The organism is Ruegeria sp. Alg231-54 (genome assembly GCF_900143525.1).
Taxonomy (GTDB): domain Bacteria; phylum Pseudomonadota; class Alphaproteobacteria; order Rhodobacterales; family Rhodobacteraceae; genus Ruegeria.
Genome location: NZ_FREZ01000003.1, coordinates 260,896 through 273,431, shown reverse-complemented (window position 1 = coordinate 273,431; position 12,536 = coordinate 260,896). Strand labels below are relative to the sequence as shown.

The following is a 12,536-nucleotide window of genomic DNA, read 5'->3' as shown; positions in this document are numbered from 1 at the left end:
TACACCGACCGAGACCACTCTTATGCCCAGAACCCGCGCGATCGCACGTCAAAGTCTTCCAGAAGTCATCACAAATGATCTGCGGGAACGTATCCTAAGCGGAGAGATGGCCGAAGGTGAAACCATCCGGCAAGAGGCCCTTGCCGAGGATTATGATGTTTCGCGCATGCCCATCCGCGAAGCACTGAAGCGGCTGGATGCCGAAGGCCTTGTGCAGCTGACAAACAACCGAGGTGCATCGGTGACCTCGCATTCGCTTTCGGAAATTGGCGAGATTTTCGACCTTCGGGTTCTTTTGGAGGTCGACTTGTTTAAACGGGCCATTCCGCAGATGACGGAAGCTGATTTCGCCAGATGCGAGAAGCTGCTCGATGACATGGAAAGGTCTTACGAAGCTTATAATGTCGGGCGGTGGGGCAGTCTGAATTACGAATACCACAAAGCCCTTTATGCGGCTGCTGATCGTGGGCTGACCAATGAGATCCTGCAAAGGGTTAATCTGCAATCGGACCGCTATGTCCGCATGCATCTGAGCGTCATGGAACAGCGCGAGCCCGCCAAGCAAGATCACCGACAGCTTTTGTCGCTGGCACGCAAACGTCAGGTTGATGCAGCAGGTAATCTGCTGACCAAGCATATTCAACGGACCAAGGATCAGTTGTTGGCGATGGTGATTAAGACACGGAAAGGCGACGCCAGCTGAACGTCGGTATTCCTACCCCAGTGGATGCAGGCACGCCACTTTGTGGTCTGACCCGCTCAGTTCTGGCGGCGCGGCGCGGCATTCTTCGGTTGCAAGCCAGCACCGTTGTGCAAAAGCACAGCCTTTGGGGATGTTCATCGGGGACGGAAGCTCGCCTTCCAGTTTGATCCGATCTTTTCGCGCGTCAGGATCTGCGCGGGGCGTCGTCGACAAAAGAGCCTTGGAATAAGGATGTCGAGGGGCCGCAAACAGCTTTTCTTTCGGAGCTTTCTCAACCGCGCGGCCTAAATACATAACGATCACATCGTCGGCAAAATGCTTTACCACCGACAAATCATGCGAAATGAACAGATAGGCGAGGTTCAGGCGTTCCTGCAGTTCGACCAGCAGGTTCAGAATTTGCGACTGGATTGAGACGTCCAGTGCTGAAACCGGCTCATCCAGCACCAGCACCTTGGGGTTCAGCATCAGGGCGCGGGCGATTGCAATCCGCTGGCGCTGCCCGCCCGAAAACATGTGTGGGTAGCGGTCGTAATGTTCGGGGCGCAAACCCACAAGGTCGATCATTTCACGCGCGCGCGCCTCGCGGTCGGCTGCGGACATCTCGCGGCGGTTAATTATCAATGGCTCTTGCAGGATTTGACCAATCCGTTGGCGCGGGTTGAGCGAGCCGTAGGGATCCTGAAACACAATTTGCACAGTTTCCCGCATCTGGGCCCATTTCGATGGAGATATTTCAACACCATCGATGGTCAGACTACCCGAGGTCGGTTCTTCGATCATCGTCACCACCCTTGCGAGGGTCGACTTCCCACAACCGGACTCTCCTACGATCGCCAACGTTTTGCCCGGCCGCAGTTCGAAGTCCACGCCAGACAAGGCCTTTACCGTTGCGGCCTTCGACAACAACCCGCCTTTTACGGTGTAAAACCTGGCCAATTCACTGGCCTGAACGATGGGGGCGGTCATGCCAGCTCTCCGGTTGTTATCTTTTCAACGTAATGGCAACGAGCCTTGCCGAACTCCGCACTGTGCGGAGTTGGGGGCAACGATCGGCACAGATCATCTGCATATTGGCATCTGGGGCTGAACAGACACCCTTTTGGCCGGTCAAACTGCCCTGGAACGACGCCGGGAATAGTAGGCAGCATCTTCGACGTCGCCCGTTCCGGAAGCGCGTTAAGCAACGCAGTTGTGTAGGGGTGACGCGGGGTGCGGAACAGGTCTTTGACTGCCTGCTCCTCGACCTTTTGGCCAGCATATTGGACTTGAACCCGCTCGGCGGTCTCGGCGACAACACCCATATCATGAGTGATAAGGACCAAACCCATGCCCTGTTCGTCCCGAAGGCGAACCAACAGATCAAGGATTTGCGCCTGAATTGTCACGTCCAGTGCCGTCGTCGGCTCGTCTGCAATCAACAGCTTGGGTTTGCAGGCGATGGCCATCGCAATCATCACCCTCTGGTTCATGCCGCCGGACATCTGGTGCGGAAACGTGTTCAGACGGCTTTCGGGTGCGGGGATGCCGACCTGATCAAACAGTTCGATGGCGCGCTGGTGGCGGTCCTTTCGGTTCAGGCCCAGGTGGATGCGCAAGGCCTCCTTGATTTGGAAGCCAACCGTAAAACAAGGATTCAGTGACGACATCGGTTCCTGAAAAATCATGGCAATGTCTTTGCCGATGATCTTGCGACGGTCACGGGCCGAGATTTTGGTCAGGTCAATGCCTTCAAAGCTTAGTTGGTCGGCCGTAATTGTGGCCGTCCAGGGTAGCAGGCCCATCAATGCCAACATCGACACCGATTTGCCCGAGCCGCTTTCGCCGACGATGGCCATCAACTCGCCCTTGTCGACCGACAGGTCAACACCATCCACAGCCCGGAACTGACCCGAGGCAGTTGCGAATTCGACAGTGAGGTTTCGGATATCCAACAGGCTCATGTCGTCAGCTCCGCTTTAGCTTAGGGTCCAGCGCGTCGCGCAGACCGTCGCCCATCAGGTTGATGGCCAGCACCGTGACTAGGATGGCCAGGCCGGGGAACGTCACCACCCACCAAGCGCGCAGAATAAACTCACGCGCTTCGGCCAGCATGGTGCCCCATTCCGGCGTGGGCGGTTGCGCGCCCATGCCCAGAAAGCCAAGGGCTGCAGCATCCAGAATGGCGGTTGAAAACGACAGTGCCGCCTGAACGATGATCGGAGCCAGACAATTCGGCAGCACGGTCTTGAACATCAGCCGGGCCTTGCTGGCACCGGCAACGCGAGCAGAGGTCACATAATCCTTTTGCCGCTCTGCCAACACAGATGCCCGGGTCAAACGCACGTAATGCGGTTGAAACACAATGGCGATGGCGATCATCGCGTTGGTCAACGAGGGACCAAGGATGGCAACCAGAACCAGCGCAAGCAGCAGTGAGGGGAAGGACAGGATGATATCCATTACCCGCATGATCATCGTATCGACCCATTTGGGCGCGAAACCCGACAGCAGGCCGACAATCACCCCGCCCGTGACGGCCACACAAACCACCACGATGCCGACAAAGAAGGAATAACGCGATCCCATGATCAGCCGCGACAACATATCCCGACCCAGCGGATCGGTGCCCAACGGGAAGGCCCAGCTTCCGCCCTCTTGCCACGCAGGGGGTTGCAGGATGTGATTGCGGAATTGTTCAGTCGGGTCGTAGGGGGCCAACAAAGGCGCAAAGGCCGCACAGAAAACAAAAGCGGCAAAGACCCAAAGGCCCATCACCGCACCGCGGTTTTCGCTGAAATAGAACCAGAACTCTCGCAGGGCGCTGGGGCGGTCTTCGGTTTTTGGTGGGGTCGCGGACAATTCAGCCATCATCGCCTCCGGATTTTGGGGTTGATGACGCCGTACAGGACATCGACCAGCAGGTTCACCAGCATGACGATCACGGCGATCATCAGCAGGCCGCCCTGCACCACCGGGTAGTCGCGACGGAAGATGCTGTCGACCATCCACTTGCCGATACCGGGCCAGCTAAAGATTGTCTCGGTCAGGATCGCCCCAGCCAGCAAAGTGCCGACCGACAGGCCGATCACTGTAATCACCGGGATCAGCGCATTGCGCAGCGCATGCAGCCCATTGATCCGTGCGGGGGCGAGGCCCTTGGCGCGGGCCGTGCGGATGTAATCCTCACCCAACACTTCCAGCATGGCCGAACGGGTCTGGCGCGCAATTACGGCCAAAGGGATCGTGCCCAAAACGATGGTCGGCAGGATCAGATGGCGTACAGCCGATCCAAACGCCCCCTCCTGCCCGGACAGCAGACTGTCGATCAACATGAAGCCCGTGACGCTTGGAAAGTAGTACAGCAGGTCGATCCGACCTGAGACAGGCGTCCAACCAAGGTTGCCGGAAAACACGATGATCAACAACAGCGCCCACCAGAAGATCGGCATGGAATACCCGATCAGCGCGGACGACATCAGCGCCCGGTCGAAGAATTTGCCCCGGTTCACAGCGGCAATAACGCCCGCAGGCAGCCCCAAAGCCACAGCAAAGATCATGGCGCAGATCGACAGTTCCAGCGTGGCGGGAAACAGGGCAAAGAATTCGTCCCAAACCGGCTTCTTGGTGACAAAGCTCTCGCCCAGATCACCATGCAACACGCCAACCAGATAGTCCCAGTATTGCTCTAGCACCGGTTTGTCGAAACCCAGTTTCTCGACCATCTCCTGATAGCGTTCTTCGGACATTCCGCGTTCACCGGCCATGACGATGATCGGATCGCCTGGAAGCACCCGAATGAACATAAACGAGATCAGTGTTACGCCCAGAAATGTCGGAATGAACATGCCGAGGCGGGTAAGAAAATAGCCAAACATCAGCGGCCTATGATTGTTAGTTCTTTGGGAAAGCTGGTCAGCGACCGGCAACCGTCTTTGGTCACCAGTACGTCATCTTCGATCCGAACGCCGAAATTGTCCAGATCATAGAGGCCCGGCTCGTTGGTCCAAACCATGCCCGCGCGCATGATCTGGTTGTTTCCACGCATAATATAGGGCGCTTCATGAACGTCCCGTCCCAGCCCGTGACCCGTCTTGGTGCGGATGCGATCCGCATAGGGCGAGGCCTCGAGCACGCTGGTCACCGCGTCGTCAATATCGTGGGCCGTTACGCCGGGTCGGCAAGCTTCGAACCCGACCAGGTTGGCGCGCAAAACCGTGTCATAAACCGCCCTGCCCTCATCCGAGGCTTCTGCGACAAAAAAGGTGCGTGTGATGTCGGCAGCAAACCCATGTTTGCGTGCGCCGAAATCGAACAGCAGCGCGTCGCCTGCTTTGATCTGGTAATCCGCACGCGCTTTACCATGTGGTTGAGCCGAGTTTCCTCCGGCCGTCACGATGGGCGAAAATGCCAGCGACGCGGCTCCTTCGGCGAATAGCGCCTGGATCAAGGCTTGCTCGATTTGTACTTCTGTCTGACCAACACGAACATCCGCAATGACTCGTTCCAGTGCTCGTTCCGAGATATCAATCGCCGCTTGCAGCGCTGCAATGTCATCGTCCGTCTTGATGATGCGCAGGCCGGAAATCTCGCGCTCAGCATCCACGATCCGCAAGTTGGGCAGGGCTCTGGTAAATGCCTTGGAGACAAAGACGCGCATCACCTGCCCTTCGACTGCCAGAGATCGTAACGATAAATGTTCAGCCAGCGCCGCGAAGGCATCGTCATAGCCCGTCTGATCGCGCCAGTCGAAGACAGCGCCGTCAAACCCGACCAGCGCCCAAGAACCCAATTCTAGGTTCGGCACAATCGCTGCCGGTACGCCTTCGGCCGGGATCACGACCACAAAGGGCCGCTCGTTGCTCATGAAGGGTTTTACCAAAGCGCGGGTAAAATTCGGGCCGGGCACCAGTGCCACGGCATCTACTGACATGTCCTTTGCCAGTTGTTGGTACTCGGACAAATCCGGCATTCGCGCCGACCTCCCAATAAAGAAAACCGGAGCCGCCAATTGGGCGGCTCCGGTCGTCGAGTGGTGGTTTATTCGACGCTCACACCGTAGAAGATGTGGCCGCCCAGCGGGTGCACTTTATAGCCCTGAACCTTATTGCTCATCGGCATATACACGACCGAGTGCGCAATGGTTGCCCACGGGGCCTGCTCTTTGAAAATGACCTGGGCATCTTCATACAGCTTGGTGCGTTCAGCCTGATCCGTGGACTGTTTGGCCTTCAGGATCAGATCTTCGAACGGCTCATGGCACCATTGTGCTCGGTTCGACGCTTCGCGACCGTCACAGCCCAGCAGAACCGCCAGGAAGTTGTCTGGATCGCCATTGTCACCGGTCCAACCCAACAGAACGGCACCGTCACGGTCCAGATCTTTCGAACGCGACAGGTACTCGCCCCATTCGTAAGACACGATCTCGACGTCCACGCCGACCTTCGCGAAATCCGCCTGGATCAGTTCAGCCATACGGCGTGCATTCGGGTTATAAGGACGCTGCACCGGCATTGCCCATACCTTCATCGATAGGTCGGAAACACCTTCGGCTTCCAGCATCGCCTTGGCCGCTTCGGGATCATAAGCGTCGTCGGTGATCGCGTCGTTATAGCCCCACATGGTCGGTGGGATCGGGTTCTTTGCAACCTGGCCCGAGCCCTGGAACACCACGTCGATGATCGCGTTCTTGTCGATTGCCATGTTCAGCGCCTTGCGGACGTTCGGGTTGTCGAACGGCGCCATTGTGGTGTTGTAGGCCAGATAGCCCACGTTCAGGCCTTCCTGCTCCAACATGTTGATGTCGGCATCATCCTGCATCGCCTGAATGTCCGCCGGGTTCGGATACGGCATGATGTGACATTCGCCGGCCTTCAGCTTCTGATAGCGCACGGATGCGTCCGGAGTGATCGCAAAGATCAGGTTTTCAACATCCGCCGGGTCTTTCCAGTAGTCGGCATTCTGGGCGTACCGGATTACGGCGTCCTTTTGATAAGCCAAGAACGAGAACGGGCCGGTGCCGATGGGTGCGGTGTTCAGCTTTTCAGGTGTTCCGGCTTCCATCATCGCATCTGCATATTCTGCAGACAGGACCGAAGCGAAATCCATCGCCATGTTGGCAACAAACGGCGCCTCAGGCTTGGTCAGCGTGAATTTGACGGTGTAGTCGTCGACCTTTTCAATGGACTCGACCAGATCGGGCATACCCATACCCTTGAAGTATTCCCATGTACCACCAGAGACCTGATTATAAGGATGGCTGTCATCCTTCTGGCGCATGAATGAGAAGATCACGTCATCCGCATTGAAATCGCGGGTCGGTGTGAATTCGTCATTCGAATGGAATTTAACGCCCTGACGCAGCTTGAATGTGTACTCCAGGCCATCATCACTGGCTTCGACGCTTTCGGCCAGACCGGGGATAACGTTGGTCGTGCCGGTTTCGAACTCCAGCAGGCGGTTGTAGATCGGGTGCGATGAGGCATCAAATGTGGTTCCGGCTGTAAACAGTGCGGGATCGAACCCCTCGGGTGAGCCTTCTGAACAATAAACCAGCGTGTTGGCCTGCGCGGCTGCGCTGGACAGGGCAATTGCCGCTGTTGCAGCCAATAATTTAAGTTTCATGATTGTCTCCCAGAAAAAATATCAATCGGCTTTCGCGTTGCTTTTGTTGACCAAGCAATTTCTGACGACTCTCATCGCCGCGAAATCTGTGCCCAATGTATCCAAAATACAAAATCCATTGTCAACTCACTTTGAGTGCTCTTGCACAGCTTGACCAAATGCAAAGGAAGCAGCCGAAAGACTGCCTATCTTCATTGCGTTGGCTGACCAAAGGAATCGACGTGTATTTATTGCGAGAAAGTTGGCGTCACACCAACCGGTGGCCGGTCCTGAATATATGCGCCGACACGGTTCAGCACAGGGCTTCTGGGGCACCCCGGGCGCGTCGCGGCGCCAAGGTTGCGCAGGTTCCCCGGACCCTCAAACGGAACAAAGCACAAGGGCCATTTGTCCCGCTTGAATTGCTCGGCAGCCAGGGCCGACACAATTGTACAATCATCAGAATGACAGATGTGCCGACAAATCGTTTCAAACCTCAGCGCGCTTAGATCAAACCGTTTGGCGACCCGGATCGCGGGATCTGCCTTGGGCAGCCGGTCTTCAAGCTCATAGCCAAAACTGTGAGGAAGCCGGATAAAGTCATGCGGGGGAACGTCCTCAGGTACTATTGAGGGCAGTATACACAGCGGATGCCCCTCGCGCATGGCCAGAAACAGGGGTTCGGACCAAATCGACGTGAAAGCCAGAGCGTTGCTGTTGTTGACTTTGGCCACCAGCGCCATGTCCAGCTGATGGTCTTCAACCATCTGCAACATGTTCAGCGGAAGATCCTCAATCATTGTCACGCGCATACGCGGAAAAATATCGCTGAACAGCTCTGAAAAATACTGTGTCAGGTACGGGGCAAGCGTTGGCGTCATGCCAATCCGATATGCAACGGCCTCGGGATCGCGAAATTGGGTGGCAGAGTCGCGGATCTTTTGTGCATCTGACAGAATGGATTCAGCGATACTCAGGATACTCTGACCAAACGCGGTTGGCCGCACTTCGTTATTCAGCCGCAGGAACAGTTCAACACCCAGTTCCTTTTCCAGCTTCTTGATCTGGTTCGACAGTGCCGGTTGTGAAACGTTGCACATAACCGCCGCCTGGCTGAACTTGCCATGTTTCGCAATGGCAAGCACGTACTCCAAATCTCTGAAATTCATCCGCCCAATCTCTCTGCGGTCATACAAAAGACGGCACTGGACCGTTCTCTTCTCTAACGTAAAGCGGGGAAAGGTGCATGAAATACTGATCAATTTTGCTGACAAAACTGTTAACCAGCGCTTTCGAATAGAACGTCATGTGGGGCGAATACGCCGTAACATATTGACTTATATAGAGTGAACTTCCCAGACTCTCACGGAAACCGTGATTATTAGCATTGGTTATACAACCGATTTGCAGGATGAATTTCAGCTAACCCGGGGTGCCGTCTACCCCTTTGCTACGTGGAATGCCCGAAACACCGGGCGAACTGCCAAACGTAACAATTTTTGACGGAGTACCCCATGCTGTCCCAACTTCTGACAAGCCTGCGCACTCGTCTCTTGACCACGTCTACAATAGCGCAAGAGACTACCCGCGACGGTCAAACCCTTTTCAATAACTTTTTCCAAAGCACAGTCGTCGATGACACTCCGGCCTTTGTTCTGGCAAACGACTTCTCGCGTCTGCTGAACTTTGGCGAGATCATCACCAACAACGCCGTCGCTGCTGTTCAGGCGCAGGGTCAGGATGTTGACGTGTTCAATTTCCGCTCGGGCCGGATCGAGGCGAACAACGGCCCCGACGCACTGGCCACTGGCGTTCAGGTCACCGGCAGCGCAAGCGTTCGCAACTTTGGTGAGATCGCGGGTGAGTTCAACGGTGTACAGTTTGCCGGCGCTCAAAGCTCGGGCGGCCTGGACAACTTCAGCGGTGGTGTGATCAGTTCGGACAGCCGTGCGGTGGACATTCAGGGCCAGGGCATTGATGTACGCAACTTTGGCGACATCATCGGCACCGGCGATCAGCGCAATGGTACGATCTACACCAACAGCACCGCCGAAGACATTTCGATTTCGAACTTTGTGGGTGGCACGATTGACGCCGGTGAAGGCAATCAGGGCGCTGGCATCTCGTTGCAGATCGGTGACGAGGTCGGCGACCGTGTGGAAACCGACATCTTCAACGGCTTTGGCGCTACGATTCAGGGCCGTGGCCAAGGTGCGGCCAATACCGGGCTGGCCGGAGACGGCATCCGCATTGACGACGGTGCCGAAGGAGCCACGCTGGAAACCGAAATCATCAACAGCGGCCTGATCTCGACCGAAAGCAACCAAGGCACGGCCGCCGGTATCCGCATCGCGGATGGCGTAAACGCCGAAGACGAGATCCTGAACACGTCCACCGGCGTGATCGAAGGCCCGCGCAATGGTCTTTACATCGGCAATGGGGAACATGATCTGGACGTGCTGAACTTTGGCACCATCCAATCCGGAAGCCGGGCGGTGAACATCGACGGCTCGGGTGTCAACCTGATCAACGGCGGCGACATTCTGGGAACCGACAACCAGCGTAACGGCACCGTTTATGCCGACGGCACCGCAGATGACTTTTCGGTCCGCAATCTGGCCAATGGCACAATCGACGCGGGCGAGCACAACCAGGGCTCGGGTTTCGCAGCAGAAATCGGTGGAGCCGCAGACGGTGCGAACACGTTCTCGTTGGAAAACGATGGCCTGATCCAGGGTCGGGGCAACGGCGCAGCAAGCGCTGGCCTGGCCGGAGATGGTATCCGCATCGGCAACCCGGGAAATCAGGGCATCGCCGAAGCGACCATTGTCAACCGTGGCGAGCTGCGTTCGGAAGGTGCCAACGGCACTGTAGCCGGTGCGCGCGTTGTGGATGGCGTGAGCTTTCAGGGCGAATTTACCAACTCCGGCACAATCTCGGGTGTCCAAAACGGCGTCTACTTTGGCAACGCGGATCATACAGGTGGTCGTTTCGTCAACGAAGCAGGAGGCGTTGTGTCCTCGGACAGCCGGGCGTTCAACATTGATGGCACGGGGCTTGAGGTCGACAACCAAGGCAACATCTTTGGCACCGGAGATCAGCGCAACGGTACGGTTTATGCTGACGGAACTGCGGATGACTTCTCGGTACAGAACTCAGGTCTGATCGACGCTGGTGACGGCAATCAGGGTTCTGGCTTTGGTGTGGAAATCGGTGGTGCTGAAGATGGTGCCAACACATTCACACTGGAAAACACGGGCGTAATCAACGGGCGCGGAAATCCGGGTGCGGCCACGCCGCTTTCCGGTGATGGCGTTCGCATCGGCAACGTTGGCAACACCGGCACTACCGATGCGACGATCTCCAACTTTGGCGGGGTTTTCTCTGAAGGTGCCAACGGCACGGTCGCCGGCATCCGAGTTGTCAATGGCGTGAACTTCCAGGGCACATTGCTTAACGCGGGTGCTGTCGAAGGTGTGCAAAACGGTGTCTACTTTGGCACTGGCGACCACTCGGGCGGGTCGTTTGTCAATAGCGGCACCGTTTCCTCGGACAGCCGGGCACTGAACATCGATGGTAACGGGCTTTCCGTTCAGAACCTGGGTGCCATCTTAGGTACAGGCAATCAGCGCAACGGCACGGTCTACGCTGATAGTACGGCAGACAACTACGCCTTCAACAACACTGGTCTGGTGGACGCAGGTGAGGGCAATAGCGGCTCGGCTGTTTCGCTGCAAACAGGTGACATTTCAGGCGATGTCGTCTCGGCAGCGATTGTAAACGAAGGTGTCTTGCAGGGCCGCGGCAATGCAAGCGAGGGCAATCAGGTCGGCGACGGCCTGCGTCTGTTCACCGGACAAAATGATGCGTCCTTTGCCGGAGTTGTTATCAACGAAGGTCTGATTGCCGGGTCCGAACAGTCGGATGCCGCAGCCGGTATTCGTATCGATGGCGGTTTGAACCTTCTGGGTGCGATCCTGAACGAAGGCGAAATCCGAGGCACGGTAAATGCGATCGATGCATCGGTTGCTGGTGACGTTACCATCGTCAACGACGACGAAGGTGTGATCAACGGCAACGTCCTGCTGGGCAACGGCAATGACATTTTCGTCGATCTAGGCACCACTAACGGCGATATCAGCGGTGGTGCAGGTGATGACGTTCTGATCGCAGGCGATGCAGACAATCTGCTGACCGGTGGTCTGGGCAATGACTTCATCGATGGTGGAGAAGGCATCGATACCGCCGATTTCTCGGATCTTGATGTCGCGGTCGAGGTCCGTCTGGACGCCAATGGCAACGGCACCGCCACGCGCGATACCGGGTTCAACGTCTCGATCGTGGATGCGGCTGTTGTGGCTCCGGACCAGTTTGGTGCGAATATCCCGGATGGAGGCTGGTTTGTAGAAGAGGCCGTTCTGGGCAACCTGTACTACAACATCCACACCGCCGACTTCCCTGGTGGGGAAATTCGCGGGCAGCTTCTGGTCGACGGCGACGTGACCGAGAACGGTATTCGCTCCGTAACGCTGAGCGGCGGTCTGGACGCGGCGCAAGAGCCTGGGCCGACATCGGACAGCGAGGCCTCTGGCAACGCAACCGTTGTCATCACTCAGAACCTTGCAACCGGCGAAGTCACCTACTCGAGCGCGCTAAGCATTGTGGGCCTGAACGAAACCGACCTGAACACGCCGATCCCCGGTGCTGTATCGGCAATCCATCTGCACAATGCACCAGCGGGCGTAAACGGCACGGTCGTGCAGGACACGCTGGTGGATGCGGGCGCAACTCTGGATGTTGACGCAACAGGCGGTACCGGTGTTGTCGGGCTGGACGTGATCGACAATCAGGTTGAAACCGACGTGCTGGTCTCGATCGAGAATGTCATCGGCTCCAATGATGGTGACGTGATCGTCGGCAGCAATCTGGAGAATGTTCTGAACGGCGCGGATGGCGACGACCAGCTGAACGGTGAGGGCGGCAATGATGTCCTGATCGGCGGCGAAGGCGCTGACACCTTCCTGTTCCAGGGCACCTTCGGTGACGATACCATCTCGGACTTTGAAGCGGGAGTGGACAGAATTCAGATCGGAGATCTGGATCCCGACTTCGCCGGTGGTCCGAACCCTGTTCAGGATGGTGAGGACACGGTGATCAGCTTCGGCGACGCAGGGTCCATCCGTCTGACCGGTGTCGATGCTGCTGACCTGACCGAAAACGACTTCATCGTTTAACCAAACAACAGCGGGGC

The 12,536-nt window shown here is 56.8% G+C and carries 9 protein-coding genes; 2 read left to right on the top strand and 7 right to left on the bottom strand.

Going from position 1 to position 12,536, the window contains the following annotated elements:
• Nucleotides 1-22 precede the first annotated feature (22 nt).
• Entirely contained in the window at nt 23-703 is a 681-nt protein-coding gene (locus DHN12_RS08080; RefSeq protein ID WP_108859730.1) for a GntR family transcriptional regulator, read from the top strand.
• Nucleotides 704-715: 12 nt separating this feature from the next.
• On the opposite strand, the gene DHN12_RS08075 is transcribed toward DHN12_RS08080, so the two are convergent.
• From DHN12_RS08075 to DHN12_RS08045, 7 genes are all read right to left on the bottom strand, one after another.
• A complete protein-coding gene (locus DHN12_RS08075; protein ID WP_108859729.1) occupies nt 716-1,672 on the bottom strand; it encodes an ABC transporter ATP-binding protein in 957 nt (318 codons plus the stop codon).
• On the bottom strand, nt 1,669-2,646 hold the full coding sequence (locus DHN12_RS08070; RefSeq protein WP_058277169.1) for an ABC transporter ATP-binding protein: 978 nt from the start codon (nt 2,644-2,646) through the stop codon (nt 1,669-1,671). The genes DHN12_RS08075 and DHN12_RS08070 overlap by 4 nt, the downstream gene beginning before the upstream one ends.
• A 4-nt stretch (nt 2,647-2,650) precedes the next feature.
• Complete coding sequence (locus DHN12_RS08065; protein WP_082649183.1) at nt 2,651-3,556, bottom strand: ABC transporter permease subunit; 906 nt, start codon at nt 3,554-3,556, stop codon at nt 2,651-2,653.
• A complete protein-coding gene (locus DHN12_RS08060) occupies nt 3,553-4,560 on the bottom strand; it encodes an ABC transporter permease subunit (RefSeq protein ID WP_058277167.1) in 1,008 nt (335 codons plus the stop codon). Before DHN12_RS08060 ends, DHN12_RS08065 begins: the two co-directional genes overlap by 4 nt.
• The gene (locus tag DHN12_RS08055) at nt 4,560-5,654 is read right to left on the bottom strand and encodes a Xaa-Pro peptidase family protein (RefSeq protein ID WP_108859728.1); all 1,095 of its coding nucleotides are present in this window, start codon (nt 5,652-5,654) and stop codon (nt 4,560-4,562) included. Before DHN12_RS08055 ends, DHN12_RS08060 begins: the two co-directional genes overlap by 1 nt.
• Before the next feature lie 68 nt (nt 5,655-5,722).
• Entirely contained in the window at nt 5,723-7,306 is a 1,584-nt protein-coding gene (locus DHN12_RS08050) for an ABC transporter substrate-binding protein (RefSeq protein ID WP_108859727.1), read from the bottom strand.
• 227 nt (nt 7,307-7,533) lie between these two features.
• On the bottom strand, nt 7,534-8,454 hold the full coding sequence (locus DHN12_RS08045) for a LysR family transcriptional regulator (RefSeq protein ID WP_108859726.1): 921 nt from the start codon (nt 8,452-8,454) through the stop codon (nt 7,534-7,536).
• A 345-nt stretch (nt 8,455-8,799) separates the two neighbouring features.
• On the opposite strand from DHN12_RS08045, the gene DHN12_RS08040 reads away from it, so the two are divergent.
• The gene (locus DHN12_RS08040; RefSeq protein ID WP_108859725.1) at nt 8,800-12,519 is read left to right on the top strand and encodes an S-layer family protein; all 3,720 of its coding nucleotides are present in this window, start codon (nt 8,800-8,802) and stop codon (nt 12,517-12,519) included.
• The last annotated feature ends 17 nt before the right edge of the window (nt 12,520-12,536 follow it).

Bases quoted from the DNA above. Each gene is read 5' to 3' on its own strand.
- DHN12_RS08040 (WP_108859725.1), top strand. From the start codon at position 8,800: ATGCTGTCCCAACTTCTGACAAGCCTGCGCACTCGTCTCTTGACCACG.
- DHN12_RS08055 (WP_108859728.1), bottom strand. From the start codon at position 5,654: ATGCCGGATTTGTCCGAGTACCAACAACTGGCAAAGGACATGTCAGTA.
- DHN12_RS08050 (WP_108859727.1), bottom strand. From the start codon at position 7,306: ATGAAACTTAAATTATTGGCTGCAACAGCGGCAATTGCCCTGTCCAGC.
- DHN12_RS08045 (WP_108859726.1), bottom strand. From the start codon at position 8,454: ATGAATTTCAGAGATTTGGAGTACGTGCTTGCCATTGCGAAACATGGC.
- DHN12_RS08060 (WP_058277167.1), bottom strand. From the start codon at position 4,560: ATGTTTGGCTATTTTCTTACCCGCCTCGGCATGTTCATTCCGACATTT.
- DHN12_RS08075 (WP_108859729.1), bottom strand. From the start codon at position 1,672: ATGACCGCCCCCATCGTTCAGGCCAGTGAATTGGCCAGGTTTTACACC.
- DHN12_RS08080 (WP_108859730.1), top strand. From the start codon at position 23: ATGCCCAGAACCCGCGCGATCGCACGTCAAAGTCTTCCAGAAGTCATC.
- DHN12_RS08070 (WP_058277169.1), bottom strand. From the start codon at position 2,646: ATGAGCCTGTTGGATATCCGAAACCTCACTGTCGAATTCGCAACTGCC.
- DHN12_RS08065 (WP_082649183.1), bottom strand. From the start codon at position 3,556: ATGATGGCTGAATTGTCCGCGACCCCACCAAAAACCGAAGACCGCCCC.